Source organism: Paenibacillus etheri (assembly GCF_001012825.1).
Lineage (GTDB): Bacteria > Bacillota > Bacilli > Paenibacillales > Paenibacillaceae > Paenibacillus_AQ > Paenibacillus_AQ etheri.
Map to the genome: position 1 here is coordinate 346,728 of NZ_LCZJ02000037.1, position 14,280 is coordinate 361,007.

The window sequence follows — 14,280 nt, forward strand, 5'->3', positions numbered from 1 at the left end:
CTGTAGAAGTCTATCCAGACCTCTCAGGGATTATTAATGTTCATAGACTATTCGACTAGCATCTTTCTTCCGGCGGCGTGTCTTTCCAGATCACGTTTTCTCCGTAACTTTTACCCCAATCATACATCAATCGAAGGACGGGAAGCAGACTCTGTCCATATGAAGTCAGGGAATACTCAACTTTTGGAGGAACCTCGGCATACACTTTCCGAAGAACCAACTGATCCTCTTCAAGCTCGCGAAGCTGATTGGTCAACATCTTTTGCGTGATATGAGGAATTAACTTCTTCAGCTCGCTGAACCGCTTCGTTCCTTCAAGCCCAAGATGCCATAGGATAATCAGCTTCCACTTGCCTCCAATCACCGCAAGCGTCAATTCCTTCTCGCAGTTAATTTCCTTCAAGTTGATGCGGTCTTTAATCTCGGTTGCCATACCTAAAGCACCTCCTCTCTCCTGTTATCATACTAACACAAAAACGAATATCCTCCTTATAGGAAGGCATTCGTTTCTGTACGTTCACTCTAAATTAGCATGCTTGCCAAACATCTGCTTTGTCGTCTGCCCTGTCTTCTCCATCATCCGTAGAATCACCGCATCGTAAAAGACCAACATCGTCTGCTCGAATAAAGAAGCCATCGGCTGAATCGTGCTGTAGCCTCCGCCGGCCTGATCTTTTGTAGACCCCGGCAGCTTCACTACATAGCTCGCTAAACGTCCGACGGTCGAGTCCGGCGCAATCGTAACGGCAATAACCTCTGCACCTACTCCTTTGGCCTTCTCTGCCATAGAGATCAGCCCCTTTGTCTCTCCTGAACCGGAACCGAGCACAAGCACATCACCAGGTTCAATACCCGGGGTTACCGTTTCTCCCACGACGTATGCTTCTTTACCGACATGCATGAGTCGCATTGCAAAAGCTCGTCCCATTAGTCCTGATCTGCCAGCCCCAGCCACAAATACCTTATTGGACTGAAGAAGAAGTTCAGCCATTCGTTCAGCCTCTTGATGATCAAGCTGAGAAATGGAGCGCTGAAGCTCCTCTATAATTTGCTGCGCATATTTCATTGTGTTCATTGTAACAACCTTAAGCCTGACTAACTAGACGTTTCATTTCTGCTGCGGCAGCCTTTTGATTAGCTTCACCTGTGATGCCTCCGCCAACGATGACAAGATCAGGATTCGCGGCGATCACTTCTGGAAGCGTGCTTAGCTTGATTCCCCCAGCGATAGCGGTTTTAGCCTGCTTAACCACACTCTTAATCGCATTCAAATCTGCAAAAGAATTTTTCCCTTCCGCTTGATGGTCATATCCAGAGTGTACGCAGACATAGTCTACGCCAAGTGCGTCTACTTCAGCCGCTCTCGCTTTGATATCCTTCACATTGATCAGATCAACTAGAATCTCTTTATTGGTTTTCTTAGCTTCCTCCACTGCACCTCTGATAGTAGAATCATCAGAAACACCAAGTACAGTAACGATATCCGCGCCCGCTTCCACGGCCTTCATCACTTCATATCCACCTGCGTCCATGATTTTCAAATCCGCCAATACAGTCAAAGCAGGAAAAGCCTCTTTGATTGCTTTCACTGCATGCAAACCTTCATTTATAACGATAGGGGTTCCAATTTCAACGATATCTATAAATTCGGCAACTTTCGAGACAACCTCTTTCGCTCCCGCAATGTCCACTAAATCCAATGCTAATTGTAATTTCATATTTATTTGCACTCCTCATTAATATATTCTAGTAAGTCATGTACAAATTGTAGATCCTTACATCCCTTAGGGGAAGTAGGCACTTTATTGTGATGTAGTTACCTGGAGGATACTAATGCGCCATTACTGGCTTCATCTTTGCAGCAATCCATATTGCCTTGTCATATTTTTGTAAAAGTACTGCATTTTCATGAAAGCTGTGCTAATATTACAGTTTGTTTATGGAATAACAGGAAATCAATCATAATGTAAGAAGGTGTACAATGAAGCACAAGAATCACCAAGAATTTAACCTTGTAAAACTAACTTGGCCGATATTCCTGGAACTGTTCCTATTTATGCTCATGGGCAGTGTGGATACTTTTATGATTAGCTCCGTGTCGGACGATGCCGTATCGGGTGTTGGCGCAGCGAATCAGATCATTGCGATAGCCATTTTAGTCCTCAGTGTAATTGGTAACGGCGCTGCTATTGTGGTCTCCCAATATCTCGGTTCCAAAAAACCACTGGAAGCCGCTCAAGTGACCGGCAATGCCATTACCCTAAACCTGTTAGTAGGCATTCTCTTAAGTACGTTTTTGCTGATATTCGGAGGGACTCTACTGACTGCCCTGAATGTAAAAGGGGATATTCTCGTTTACGCTAAATCCTATATACATATTGTCGGGGGCGGTATTTTTCTCCAAGCATTAATCAATGCTCTGGCGACCACAATCCGTACGCACGGTTTCACTAAACAGACGATGGTCGTATCCTTGCTGATGAACATCATTCACGTGGTGGGTAACTACTTACTCATCTATGGTCATTTTGGACTTCCAGCGTTGGGTGTCGAAGGTGCAGCTATCTCAACGGTTGTCAGTCGTTTTATCTGCCTTATTATTTTCTTCTTACTGCTCTACAGAGTGATGGAGGTACGGGTGAAGTTAACCTACTACATTCATCTTTCCAAAAAATATGTGCAGCAAATTCTCAAAATCGGCATCCCGTCCGCGTTTGAATCGATTATTTATCAATCTTGTCAGCTCGTATTCACGCTGTATATTACCTATCTGGGCGCCGAGGCAATGGCCACTCGTCAATACGCGCTCAACATTTCCAATTATATTTATTTATTCAGTGTAGCTGTCTCCATGGGAACCTCCATAATCGTAGGACATCTGGTGGGAGCTAGGCGCCCCGAGGAGGCCTATAAGCGTGTATTCTCCAGTGTGAAGTGGGCACTTCTGGTCACAGTAATAATAGATGCTCTGGTGATTTTCTTCCGGGTACCGCTACTCGGCCTCTTCACAGACAACGAGAACATTATTCTGATGGGGGCTCAGGTTATACTGCTTAGTTTCTTCCTAGAGACCGGGCGCACAACCAATTTGGTCATTATTAACTCACTACGTGCCTCAGGCGATGCGAAGTTTCCAGTATATATGGGACTGATCTCCATGGTCTGTATGAGCTTACCCCTTGGCTATTTCCTGGTATTCCAGCTTAATCTAGGATTAGCCGGTGTGTGGATTGCCACTGCGGCTGATGAGTGGACAAGAGCTGTCATTATGTATTTCCGCTGGAAGAGTCGGGCTTGGCAGAAACATGGACTTATTCAGCACGATGATGTAGAACACGTTACGCCTTCCACTACCCCTGCAGCTGTAAATTAACGAATTATTTAGGTGGTTCTCTAAGGTCATACCAGATCTTAAGGGTCCACCTTTTTTATTGCTTCACGATTACATAAATTTTAGAATGAATGAAGCATTCTACGTTACAATAGATAGAACCTTATCATAAACCCAAAGGGGAGAACCTCATGCCGGAAGAAACCGGAATCCACGAGTTATTGACGCTCAAGACAATTGCGGAGACCCTAAACAGTTCCAATGAGCTCAAACCGATGATCCTGACAGGCAGTAATCGAAAAGAAGCGACCAGCACAAAGCTGGCAGAGTATGCCGCAAATTTTATTAATCAGCAAGGCGAACAAGTCACCCTGTTCGATCTCCACAAACGCCCACTCCCCTTTTATTCACCAGATGAGTCCTACGCAGAGCATGAGCATTTAAACACCCTCCATCAAGAGATGCTAAACGCTAATGCAATCATCCTGATTACCCCGGAATACCACGGCTCCATGAGCGGCGTGATGAAGAATGCTCTGGACCATCTAGGCCAGACACATTTCAACGGCAAAGTAGTATTGTCCGCCAGTTCTGCAGGCGGAGCTGTAGGTGTAAGCTCACTGCTTCAATTACAGGCGGGTGTACGCAATCTACATGGGATTAATAAACCCGACTGGATTTCCATCGGCGGATGCAGCGTAAGCGGTTCGAGGTTGGATACGACGGGTACGAGGGCGGTCAAGAAATTGAAGATCGCATTCGCCTAGTCTTAGAATCCTTCCTAAATTTAGCCCGCAAAATCAATAGCCCGATGGGTGCCTAATTCATGGAAGAACCTGGTAGTTATTGATAAAATTCAGGCTAAGCCTGCACGGGGAGACGAGAATATGATAAAAGGACTATACGAAGCACATTTACCAGTAAGCAATCTTGAGGTATCTATCGAATTTTATGAGAATTTGGGGTTAAAAATGGCTTGGCGGGATGAGGAAACTGCATTCTTCTGGATGGAGGAAGGTCGGAGTTGGATCGCCATTTGGGAAGGAAAGGAAGCGGAAACGCCATACCACCCATCTTTACGGCATATTGCCTTCCGCGTAACTTATGAGGACCTGAAGCAATCACTGCAATGGCTGGAATCCATTGGGGTAGACGCTGTTCCGTTCCGTAATCGAACTTCCATTGAGCCTTTTATCCGAGCTTATCAAGGGAATGCTTCTGTGTACTTCAACGACCCGGACGGCAACAGCCTGGAATTGATGTGCCATGTAGAGGTTCCTGAACATTTGAAGCATATCTCAGAGAATATCACCTTAACCGAGTGGGAGAAATTGCTTGAACAGAAATAAAATACTCCAACAAAAAAACAGCTGCCCACCATCAAGGGTCCAGCTGTTTGAGTATGTTAGCTGCTTCTATTTAACCATCTTTAGCATGGTTTTAGTAAAGGCTGTTACTTAATCGTGATGCCTTTCTTCATAGCCTTCATATCTGAATTCGTGTTCACAAGCATTGGTAGTATCTTCATACTTCTCGTCATGGGAGAGTTACATTGCCAGCAGGTAGGTACATACTGAAATGCAAAATTATCGCGCATCCAACCAGTGCAACCTTCCTTGGTACAAGACCAAATGGCTGTGTCTTCCTGCGGAAGATCCTCCAGTGCTTTTTTACGAAAATACATAAGTACCCCTCCTTGGATCGAATCGAGACAATTTCGCCACCCTATTAGGGGCAGATTCATAAGATGAAAAATAAAAAAGCTGCCCTCAACTTGTGTTAAGGGCAGCCTAATTTTCGAATTACAGTTTTACAACGTTTTCGGCTTGTGGTCCACGAGCGCCTTGAGTTACGTTGAACTCAACGCGTTGGCCTTCGTCCAAAGATTTAAATCCGTCGCCTGTGATTGCGGAGAAGTGTACGAATACGTCGCTTCCACCTTCAACCTCGATAAAACCAAATCCTTTGTCTGCGTTAAACCATTTCACTGTACCTGTTTGCATAATATTACCTCCAATATTTTATTTAACACATGTCCTTTTATTCCTACGTAGTGTACGAACAAATAAAAATTCACACATTGGAAAAGGACTCATACGCACAAATGATAACCTTTTACAATATGTGAATTAAGGGTTAAATTTATGATTAATTTCATTGTACCACACTAAATCAGTGAATGCAATGTAAATGCCTATTTTTTTTCATTCCGGCTCTATATCTCTTGAACAAAAGGCTTTAGAGCCGGAAATATGCAAGGGTTAATCGATGTATCCTGCCAGCCCTTTATCCATTAAGTAATCCATCTCTGCATCAAGAATCGTCTCTACTGTGATTTCATCCAGCTTCACATCGCGCTGGGCAACAACATAGTCCACCAGATCATCATTGTCGATGTCTACCTCGCCTTTGGCATTGGCCTTGGCGTTATTGATAAAGGTCTGTTCATGCTTCAATACTAACCGAATTAATTTAGGATCTACTTTGGTTTTGGCAGATAATACGGTTACTAATTCCTGCTCGTTTAATTTGTCACTCATTTTTTAAATTTCATCTCCCTACAATTATTACACATTCATTGTAGCATATTTCGCGCTTTAACGCGTCATTACACGAAGTATACCGCGGATTCTTCACACTTTTCTTATTATCTCAGGCTCTACAACGTTCCACTTCAAGTAAGTTATTTAATAAAAACAGTTGTGAGGAACATTGACTTGTGCCAAAATATAAAAAAAGTGTTGGACCAAATTGAATACTAGAAAAGGCGGTTGAATTCATGAGCTCAGTATCTACCCAGCAATTAGACACAAACAGCAACAAGGCACATCGTTATATCGAAGACGTGTACGCACAGGTTGTTGCACGCAATCCTTTTGAGCCCGAATTCCATCAGGCTGTAAAGGAAATCCTCGAATCTTTACTTCCGATCCTCGCTGCTGAACCTAAGTATCAGGAAAATGCCATTCTGGAAAGATTGGTCGAACCAGAACGTTTAATTATGTTCCGTGTACCTTGGACAGACGATCAAGGCAAGGTCAGAGTTAACCGTGGATATCGTGTACAGTTCAGCAGTGCCATTGGACCTTACAAAGGTGGACTTCGTTTTCACCCATCCGTTAATGCTAGTATTATCAAATTCCTCGGCTTCGAGCAAATCTTCAAAAATGCTCTTACCGGCCAACACATCGGCGGAGGCAAAGGTGGCTCCGACTTTGATCCTAAAGGAAAATCCGAAGGCGAAATCATGCGGTTTGCTCAAAGCTTCATGACTGAATTGCAGAATTACATCGGTCCTGACCAAGACGTTCCTGCAGGAGATATCGGTGTAGGTGGTCGTGAGATTGGCTACATGTACGGACAATACAAGCGGATCCGTGGAGGATACCCGGCTGGAGTATTGACTGGTAAAGGTATCGGTTACGGCGGAAGTCAGGCTCGGACAGAGGCTACTGGTTACGGTACAGTGTATTTCGTAAACGAGATGCTGAAAGCAAAAGGCCTTTCCTTTGAAGGAAGCCGCGTTGTTGTTTCCGGTTCTGGTAACGTAGCGATCTATGCGATTGAAAAAGCTGTACAGCTAGGTGCAACTGTCGTAGCTTGTAGTGACTCCGCTGGATATATCTATGACGAAAACGGCATTAACCTCGAAACTGTCCGCCGCCTGAAAGAAGTCGAAAGAAAACGGATTAGTGAATATGTGAATGAACACCCTAACGCTGTGTATACCGAAGATTCCACGCAAATTTGGACCATACCTTGTGATATCGCCCTTCCGAGTGCTACTCAGAATGAGATTGATGAAGCCATGGCATTAAAACTGATTGAGAATGGTGTTAAAGCAGTAGGCGAAGGTGCCAATATGCCATCTACCCTTGAAGCTATTCACCAGTTCCAACAAGCTGGCGTGCTATTCGCACCTGCCAAAGCTGCTAATGCTGGCGGCGTAGCTGTATCTGCGCTTGAAATGGCACAAAACAGCATGCGTTTGTCCTGGAGCTTTGAAGAAGTTGATACGAAGCTGCATGAGATCATGGTTTCCATCTATCAGCAGTCTGTAGATGCATCCGAGCAATATGGACAGTCCGGCAACCTCGTTGCAGGAGCGAACATCGCTGGATTCAAAAAAGTAGCCGATGCTATGTTGGCTGAAGGCGTAATCTAATCAAACAAACGGCGTTGTAATCCTAAACGTCCGACATGTAAAGTCCCCGTAACCGGTGAGTATGAAGCCGGGTACGGGGACTTTTTTTGTACAACTACGAGTTCCAACCTGGGATTTTCCGTAAACCACCATCCCATATAGAATGCGTACTCTTCACAACCATATTGGACGGCGAAGAAGCGGTGTGAATGTAGCAGGAATCTATCCCTACCTTCAAAGCACCCTCAATATCCGTACGAGGATCATTTCCAATCATAATAGCTGAGCTCAAATCCGCTCCATATCTGTCGACTAAATAACGATAAAATAGAGGATCAGGCTTGCTCACCCCTGCTTCCGAAGAGATCGCAATTCCATCAAATAGATGTATGATTCCGAGCATAGTTAATTCTGCTTCAATAAAGGTTTTCTGCCCATTGGAGAGCAGGAATACTTTTTTGCCACGTTCTCTTAATGTTTGTAGGATTTCAGCCACACCGTCATAAAGAGAGATATGGGTCATCGATAACGTCCGCAGCCACCTCACAGTTTCAAATAGCCAGGCTTGATCCGGTTCTCCGCCCAATTGGCGGGCCACAGACCGAAATACTTCCTCCATTACGAAATCTGGATACTCACAGCTCCGTGCGGCTTCACTTAGTTGAAGATCCCGCTCCCGCAAAAACCGTTCTTGCAGTTCCCCCCCTGATATAGAGAGTCCCTGATATCCGAAATGGAGAGCCAACCGTTCCCATACCTCAGATCGCTCCTCATCTGTCTCAATATCAATCAGTGTACCGTACAGATCGAAAATATAAGTCTGATACATCCCCGTCTTCCTTCCCATGATTCACATTGTAATTTACCCCTTAGTCACATTCTCCCTCGCTGCCTGCCCCTCCTCCATTTTGTTTGATACCTTTTGATAGAGATAGGAAATCCCGAGCAAGCAAATCCCAAAGCTGGCATACGCGATGATTTTGCTTCCGGTATTCAGTAGTCCCAGATCGTATAACAGCAGCTTACCTGTTGCTAATAACGTCAATCCAAGGCCAAAGCGTCGGATGTACACATATCTTTTGCGGAAGCCGTACATGATGAACAGAACTGCTATCAACAGATAAACGAGACTAAATATTAATCCCGCATCGCTCAATTGCAGCTGTACCCCCAGAAAAGCGGTAATGATTCCGAGTAGATATACTCCCATGAAGACAGGATAAATCTCCATACTTTTATACTCACGTTTAAGCAAGGTAATCAGCAGATCACGTCCGCTAAACCAAACGAAGATATTGAAGATGATAAGTACACTCAGCGCGATATAATCAGCACCAGTATTACGTGAAATGTCATTCTGCAGGCTTGGCAAACCTACTGTTATCACCAAACAAATAACGTATCCGATCCCAAAAAGAAATCTCACAAAATACTTAACAATCGTGTCATACAGCACCTTCACCTTTGGCAATACATAGGCTAGAACAATAGTTAACAGAGCGGACAGCAGCAAATTATAAAAGGTTCTATGTGAGAAATCCTCCGGTACAGCCAGACGATACAATCTCCTCGATTCATACAACCCATAGATCCAGAAATTCAATAATGCCGCGTATTTAAACCACAGGGCTAAGGTGATTTCGTAAGGCTCACTGCGCTGCAGGGCATCCTTGCGGTTATGCTGAACAGCATACAACAGCGCAACAATCAGCATACCTGCTGTGATGAAGACATATTTTAGCGGAAAATAAGCGTCAGCAGAATTCAACCATTCATTGGCTATATCTAGCTGCATCGGTACATTTAAACCGAAGAACACCACAAGGCACAGCGTCAAAATACCCCAGCCCGCCCTTTCCATCCCCTTAAACCGATTCAGATTACCAAACAAGGTAAGCACGACGCCTTCAATCAACCAGCCAATGGACCACCATGCCGCTCCGAATTGGAAGGGAATCATCAGAATGCCGAAGGTCAGTGAAGTAGCATAGAACAGCAGCATGCTTTCTTTTTCCTGTGGCATCAGCTTCTCAATTCCTCGTCCAAGCCCCAGATACAGCAGACAGAAGACCAGCGCGAGCGCACCATTGTAATCCTTCAGCCCTGCATCCAGGAATAGAAGATACAAGGTGAGGCAGCTAATAAACGTGTTACATCCTAATAGAGAGAAATCCCACCAAGACAGCTTGGAGCGATACTTGAACGGGTACCATAATGTAATGCCCAAATACATGGCAAAAGTCAGCACCGCATAAATCATATTAACTCCGTTGCTATCTGATAACGCTATTAATATCAGCATGGAGGGTGTATTAAATAAGTAGCTGATATAATTGACAACATTCCAACGTTTGCGGAAAGAGATCAATAGAATGAATAAATTCAGTAGAAACAAGTACCCCATCGCCACATAAACCGCGTTACCCGATAGACCGAATGCCCCCAGATAAGAGTATAATGGCAAATACCCTCCGATTAAGCCCAAAGCACAAATACTTCGTGATTCATACCTTAGAGATAGGAGTACTGCAGTCAAAGTGACGAGTACAGATAAGGACAGCCCTACATAAATACTGATAATATCCAGTAAAAAATAGCTATAGAAAATAGAGCCGTACAGCACTGAAATTCCGCCGCCAAGCAGCCCTAAAGCGAACGTCCCTTTTCCTTTGCGATATAGCCACTCCCCGCCCCCTAACATCAGTAATCCCAGTAGAAAAAAGGCGCCTCCCTTCATATAACCTGTGAACCAGTTGGAATAGGAATACCTGAATGCCGCCCCCACGGCCAAGATTAGCAGCAAGATTCCAAGCTTGTTAATCCAGCCTAGTCCAATCTTCATTTCGATCTGATTTTGTTTTCTTCGACGCTCCAATACTTCTTCGCTGATCTCCTCCGAGGCAAAATCATGTAATCCGTTATTCATTCTGGCGTTCAAAACAATTTCGGATTCCCTCAGTCTTTGTCGCTGCGCTAGTACACGCTCATTTAACTCGGCCGACAACGCTCCAAGTTGACTGGATAACTCCACTTTATCCTCACCGAGCTGCCTCGCGGCTGTTTGGTACAGCTGCTGAATATGACGCTTCGTCTCCATCTCAAAAGCCGTCAGCCGGTCCGTATGGGCAAGGCTTTTAGAGGCAAAATAAGTCTGCAGCTTCTGTCTCGACAGGCTAAGAATGCCAAGCTTCTCATTTAAGATCTGTTCCGTTAGCGTAACTTTTAGCTCAGTATTCTCTTCTTGAAGCTTCCCTACCTGAGTCTTCAACTCAACTAAAGCAAGCTTATGTTTCTCATATCGCTTCTTCAAGTGTTCATTCTCGTTGACCAGATCGTGACTTTCATATTCCGAAATCAGAGCTTCATATTCCTTAATAAGCCCGTCCTGCTGGACCTTCATGAATCTAAGTCGATCTTTGAATGACTCCATAGCGCCTCCTAATGTGAGCGATTGTTAATATTTACATTTTACTACAAACGGAGGGGTCTCTTACTCTTTTTTATGCAAAAAAAACTGCAACATATTGGAGGGATGTCCCGTCTAGATAATAACAACGCTAACAAATGAACTTAAAAAGGAGCTCACAACTATGAACAACATTTTAAAAACAAGTACAGTTCTTTTAACTTTGTCCCTAGCACTTTCAACAGGAGCAGCCTATGCCGCACCAACAACAACTTCGGCAAAAAATGATGCTGCTCAAACCTCTGTTAATGCTAATCAAAAGACGTTTGCGATTGAAATCAACGGTTCCGCTCTGAAAGAAACAGGCTTCCAAACTACAAATGGAAAAGAGCCTATGGTGCCACTTCGTACGGTTACTGAAGCACTTGGCTTCGAATTAACTTGGAATGGACAAACTAAATCCGTTGATCTTATCAATGGTGCTGTGTTCACTACAGTGAAAGCCGGAGAAGATCGGTATAGCATTAATAAAATGAACACTACGCTTGGAACTGCACCACAATTGGTTGACTCCATTTTGTATGTTCCAGCTTCCTTTGTAAGTGAAATCATCCACCACAACATGACAGTGAAGGGAGATTCCATCGTGATCACTGATGCTAATCAGCAAGAGCACATGACTAAGACTGGCGTGATTACAGCTGTCAATAATGAGGGGAAATACCAATCCGTTCAGATCCAGGGTGTAGGCACAGATGGCATCGTACTGAATGTAGGTGAAGATACTACTATCGAAATGGCAGACGGTACTAAGCTTGCTCTGAAGGATCTTCAGATCGGTATGACCGTAAAAGCTGAGCATTCCATGATCATGACTATGAGTCTGCCGCCGCAAACCCCAACATACAAGATCACTGTTCTAGATGAGCAGAAGCAAAATGATCTTCTGGGCACTGCAGGCACCATTGAGGAAGTTCAAAAAGATGACGAAGGAAACATAAGCATCACCGTTAAAGGCAGCGGCCTGAGTGAACAGTCACAACAAGAAGTAGTGCTTCGCATTAGTAAAGATACTGTGCTAATGAACAGTGACGGCAAAACTGTAAACAGCAGCGAGCTTGTAAAAGGTGCAAAAGTTATAGGATTCTATGGCCCTATGCTGACTAAGAGCCTGCCGCCAATCGGCACAGCTGCTAAAGTCGTAGTAGATTCCGTTCAACAATAAGAGCATATAAAAAAGTCCAGTTCTCGGTACGGGAACTGGACTTTTGTTTGATTATTTTTAACAAATACAGGTCTTCTTCTTCACACCAAGCTTTCCAGCCTGCTCCACCTTGGCAATATAATCTTCAGCCAGCGGTACTTTACATGCCGTTTGTCCCATATGTACTTGGACCTTTCCAATGCTTGCAGCAATCTTCGTTGCCTCATTATACAGTTCAGTTACGCTGCTGCCAGCAATAATCACAAACATATTCATCGTGTAACGAACTCGATTCCGTTCCTGATGAATGGTAGATTGTATATGCTGTAGTAGCTCTCTGATCTCAGCGATGTCTAGCAGATCATCCGGCGTAACTGAAATGTAATTTCCATAAGTACTCCAGCCACAAGTCGCCACCATTTCATCCGAGGAACCAATCCACTGTCTCGCAAGCTCCAATGCGAATAGACTTTCTGCTGCGACAGACGCTACCGTATATTCCGCTAATCCAGAGCAGTAAGCTGCCACTACCCAGCTTTGAAGTTCTTCCTTCGTAAGACTCTTAGGGTCAACCGTAAGTCCTGCCAAATACATCGCATCATAATTACCTGTCTGATACAAGGCACGAGCTAAACTCTGGTCTTTCTTGATATTCTTAACTAGCCCCTTCATGTCCCCTATCCTTACTCCGAATAAAGGCTCCCTAGCACCATGTCGTACGAAGGTACGCTTCGTCTGCTCTGTACCCATCTCCTCAAGCTTACTCATCACTTCATTTAAGGTCAGATTCATTAGGACACTCCTTTATATTAAATGCTTTAAGAGCAAGCTCTGTCTTCTGGATGCTCTATCCCTTCATCGCTTCTCTTAAGATGGGTTCACGACCCAGCGTCACTCTATTCTTACCCGAATTCTTGGAACGATATAACGCTTCATCCGCTTCCCGATATAAATCTTCGAAAGTCACCTCTCTGCGCTCTGTAAAGGAAATTCCGATGCTTGCGGTAAGCTGAATGCTATTGTGTTGGTTCAAAATTATTTTGGTACACCTGAAGTATTTTATTCGAGAAATCAACTAATGCCTGATCTCCTGCTAGATGACCATAGGTATCATTGATTAACTTAAAATCATCAATATCCTTGAATCCACGGCATGCCATATTTCTCCTATTTTTCAAGTTTCTCCTATCATTATAGCCTAATCATTTCTACAAATAATCAACAAATAACAGTACATCTGTACATCTTACGATTTGAACTTCACTCGATGGGAGAACATATACTTTCTGGCTAAGTCTTTAAACACTGTTTTATCTTGTTCCGACTGAAAGTACCGCTTAGGGATAATCAGCGCTCTATTAGAAGACACAAAAAACACAAACAAGCTCATCGTTTCACCAATTTTATGTATCTCTTCCCATTCCACTTGCCCGGAACCTGCCTCGGATACGTACTTTATGCCCTCATCTGATATGGAATAGCTCTGAGGCTGCTGAGCTAAGTTGTCTGTGGCGAAGGCTTTTTTAGATTTTTTGGTCAAACTTGATTTGGTCATATACCATAAAACAGCGGCAAGGATCAAAGCAGTCCCAGCAAGGATTGAGATGCTTTTAGTACTATAATCCTTAGTAATTAACAGTAAAATCACAAAATAAGCAACCACACTGAAAGAGTTAAGTATGATTCGGCTATTCAAGCTGAACCATAGGTTAAACTCCTGAACGTCCTCACTCTTAAGGACCGTATCTACTTTTATTTCATTCTCCATAACTGATCGCTCCCCTGACACTATCGAAATTTATCAATTCTATTTCATTTTAACATGCCTGAACACAAAAAAGGGACATCCCTGAAGCGATTGCTTCTAAATGGGTTGTCCCTTTTTAAACCGTATGAATGCTTATTTCTTTTGTGCAAGACGTTGTTTGAACTTGTCAACACGGCCGCCTTGTTCTGTATCTCTTTGTTTACCAGTGTAAAATGGGTGGGATGCGGAACTTGCGTCCACGCGGATAACAGGATAAGTGTTACCATCTTCCCATTCCATTGTTTCATTGGATGATTTTGTAGATGCACTCAAGAATTTGAAGCCTACGCTTGCATCCATGAAAATAACCTTGTTGTACTTTGGATGTATGCCTTCTCTCATTCTGATCGTCCTCCTTCTGAACAAATTAGTGGAGCCTTTATGGTAA

General features: G+C 43.8%; 18 protein-coding genes. 5 read left to right on the forward strand and 13 right to left on the reverse strand.

Annotated elements, in window-relative coordinates; genetic code table 11:
• Positions 1 to 55: 55 nt before the first annotated feature.
• From UQ64_RS25025 to hxlA, 3 genes are all read right to left on the reverse strand, one after another.
• Complete coding sequence (locus UQ64_RS25025; RefSeq protein ID WP_060626086.1) at positions 56 to 433, reverse strand: winged helix-turn-helix transcriptional regulator; 378 nt, start codon at positions 431 to 433, stop codon at positions 56 to 58.
• An 84-nt stretch (positions 434 to 517) separates the two neighbouring features.
• Positions 518 to 1,075 (reverse strand): 6-phospho-3-hexuloisomerase, encoded by a 558-nt coding sequence (hxlB, locus tag UQ64_RS25030; RefSeq protein ID WP_060626087.1) that lies wholly within the window; start codon positions 1,073 to 1,075, stop codon positions 518 to 520.
• A gap of 10 nt (positions 1,076 to 1,085) precedes the next feature.
• A complete protein-coding gene (gene hxlA, locus UQ64_RS25035; RefSeq protein ID WP_060626088.1) occupies positions 1,086 to 1,718 on the reverse strand; it encodes a 3-hexulose-6-phosphate synthase in 633 nt (210 codons plus the stop codon).
• Positions 1,719 to 1,981: 263 nt separating this feature from the next.
• Here hxlA and UQ64_RS25040 point away from each other — a divergent pair, with 263 nt between their 5' ends.
• The 3 genes from UQ64_RS25040 (at position 1,982) to UQ64_RS25050 (ending at position 4,680) form a co-directional block, all read left to right on the forward strand.
• Complete coding sequence (locus UQ64_RS25040; RefSeq protein ID WP_060626089.1) at positions 1,982 to 3,373, forward strand: MATE family efflux transporter; 1,392 nt, start codon at positions 1,982 to 1,984, stop codon at positions 3,371 to 3,373.
• Between the two features lie 149 nt (positions 3,374 to 3,522).
• Positions 3,523 to 4,098 carry an NADPH-dependent FMN reductase gene (locus UQ64_RS25045; RefSeq protein ID WP_245238217.1) on the forward strand — a complete coding sequence of 192 codons (576 nt, stop codon included), beginning with the start codon at positions 3,523 to 3,525 and terminating at the stop codon, positions 4,096 to 4,098.
• A 120-nt stretch (positions 4,099 to 4,218) separates the two neighbouring features.
• A complete protein-coding gene (locus UQ64_RS25050; RefSeq protein WP_060626090.1) occupies positions 4,219 to 4,680 on the forward strand; it encodes a VOC family protein in 462 nt (153 codons plus the stop codon).
• A gap of 104 nt (positions 4,681 to 4,784) precedes the next feature.
• Here UQ64_RS25050 and UQ64_RS25055 read toward each other — a convergent pair whose 3' ends face one another.
• From UQ64_RS25055 to UQ64_RS25065, 3 genes are all read right to left on the reverse strand, one after another.
• Positions 4,785 to 5,015 (reverse strand): cold-shock protein, encoded by a 231-nt coding sequence (locus UQ64_RS25055; protein WP_042131520.1) that lies wholly within the window; start codon positions 5,013 to 5,015, stop codon positions 4,785 to 4,787.
• Positions 5,016 to 5,133: 118 nt separating this feature from the next.
• On the reverse strand, positions 5,134 to 5,334 hold the full coding sequence (locus UQ64_RS25060; protein WP_019914790.1) for a cold-shock protein: 201 nt from the start codon (positions 5,332 to 5,334) through the stop codon (positions 5,134 to 5,136).
• A 258-nt stretch (positions 5,335 to 5,592) separates the two neighbouring features.
• A complete protein-coding gene (locus UQ64_RS25065) occupies positions 5,593 to 5,871 on the reverse strand; it encodes a hypothetical protein (RefSeq protein ID WP_060626091.1) in 279 nt (92 codons plus the stop codon).
• Positions 5,872 to 6,110: 239 nt separating this feature from the next.
• On the opposite strand from UQ64_RS25065, the gene gdhA reads away from it, so the two are divergent.
• Positions 6,111 to 7,496: an NADP-specific glutamate dehydrogenase gene (gene gdhA / locus UQ64_RS25070; protein ID WP_060626092.1), complete on the forward strand. Its 1,386-nt coding sequence runs from the start codon at positions 6,111 to 6,113 to the stop codon at positions 7,494 to 7,496.
• 94 nt (positions 7,497 to 7,590) lie between these two features.
• Here the strand turns inward: gdhA and UQ64_RS25075 are convergent, their stop codons facing one another.
• Both UQ64_RS25075 and UQ64_RS25080 read right to left on the reverse strand, forming a co-directional pair.
• Complete coding sequence (locus tag UQ64_RS25075) at positions 7,591 to 8,322, reverse strand: HAD family hydrolase (protein ID WP_245238219.1); 732 nt, start codon at positions 8,320 to 8,322, stop codon at positions 7,591 to 7,593.
• 15 nt (positions 8,323 to 8,337) lie between these two features.
• Positions 8,338 to 10,905, reverse strand: coding sequence for a DUF2339 domain-containing protein (locus UQ64_RS25080; RefSeq protein ID WP_060626094.1), 2,568 nt, complete (start codon positions 10,903 to 10,905; stop codon positions 8,338 to 8,340).
• Positions 10,906 to 11,065: 160 nt separating this feature from the next.
• On the opposite strand from UQ64_RS25080, the gene UQ64_RS25085 reads away from it, so the two are divergent.
• Positions 11,066 to 12,106 carry a copper amine oxidase N-terminal domain-containing protein gene (locus tag UQ64_RS25085; RefSeq protein WP_060626095.1) on the forward strand — a complete coding sequence of 347 codons (1,041 nt, stop codon included), beginning with the start codon at positions 11,066 to 11,068 and terminating at the stop codon, positions 12,104 to 12,106.
• 57 nt (positions 12,107 to 12,163) lie between these two features.
• Here UQ64_RS25085 and UQ64_RS25090 read toward each other — a convergent pair whose 3' ends face one another.
• The 5 genes from UQ64_RS25090 to UQ64_RS25105 all read right to left on the reverse strand — a co-directional run bounded on the left by UQ64_RS25090 (position 12,164) and on the right by UQ64_RS25105 (position 14,234).
• A complete protein-coding gene (locus UQ64_RS25090; protein ID WP_082651328.1) occupies positions 12,164 to 12,871 on the reverse strand; it encodes a DNA alkylation repair protein in 708 nt (235 codons plus the stop codon).
• 61 nt (positions 12,872 to 12,932) lie between these two features.
• Positions 12,933 to 13,118, reverse strand: a complete 186-nt coding sequence (locus tag UQ64_RS32630; protein ID WP_060626097.1) for a diguanylate cyclase — start codon at positions 13,116 to 13,118, stop codon at positions 12,933 to 12,935.
• A complete protein-coding gene (locus UQ64_RS32635; RefSeq protein WP_082651311.1) occupies positions 13,102 to 13,245 on the reverse strand; it encodes a diguanylate cyclase domain-containing protein in 144 nt (47 codons plus the stop codon). The genes UQ64_RS32630 and UQ64_RS32635 overlap by 17 nt, the downstream gene beginning before the upstream one ends.
• An 86-nt stretch (positions 13,246 to 13,331) precedes the next feature.
• Positions 13,332 to 13,853 (reverse strand): YcxB family protein, encoded by a 522-nt coding sequence (locus UQ64_RS25100; RefSeq protein WP_060626098.1) that lies wholly within the window; start codon positions 13,851 to 13,853, stop codon positions 13,332 to 13,334.
• A gap of 132 nt (positions 13,854 to 13,985) precedes the next feature.
• Positions 13,986 to 14,234: a type B 50S ribosomal protein L31 gene (locus tag UQ64_RS25105; protein WP_042131530.1), complete on the reverse strand. Its 249-nt coding sequence runs from the start codon at positions 14,232 to 14,234 to the stop codon at positions 13,986 to 13,988.
• Positions 14,235 to 14,280 lie beyond the last annotated feature (46 nt).